The 467-nt window shown below is 43.3% G+C and carries 1 pseudogene; it reads left to right on the top strand.

The features are described 5' to 3' along the window. Positions 1–467: pseudogene (locus MWU65_RS17575) on the top strand (thrombospondin); the annotation flags it as partial.

Genomic DNA, 467 nt, shown 5'->3' with positions numbered 1-467 from the left:
AACGATAACGATGGTGTAGCCGATGGTGATGATACCGATCCTCTAGACCCTTCTGTTTGTCAAGATTTAGATGGGGATGGGTGTGACGATTGTTCCGCGACCTTAAACACAGATTTTAGCGTTGGTAATAATTTTGATCCGGACAATGACGGTTTGGATACCGATGGAGATGGCATTTGTGATACCAGTGATACCGATGATGATAACGACGGGGTTTTAGATGGTGATGATACCGATCCATTAGACCCTTCTATTTGTCAAGATTTAGATGGTGATGGGTGTGACGATTGTTCCGCTACCTCAAGCACAGACTTTAGCCCTGGTAATAATTTTGATCCAGCCAATGACGGTACAGATACCGATGGAGATGGCATTTGTGATGCCAGTGATACTGATGATGATAACGACGGTGTTTTAGATGGTGATGATACCGATCCATTAGATCCTTCTGTTTGTCAAGATTTAGA

Source organism: Cellulophaga sp. F20128 (assembly GCF_023015805.1).
Taxonomy (GTDB): domain Bacteria; phylum Bacteroidota; class Bacteroidia; order Flavobacteriales; family Flavobacteriaceae; genus Cellulophaga.
This window is presented reverse-complemented; position numbering and strand designations above follow the sequence as displayed.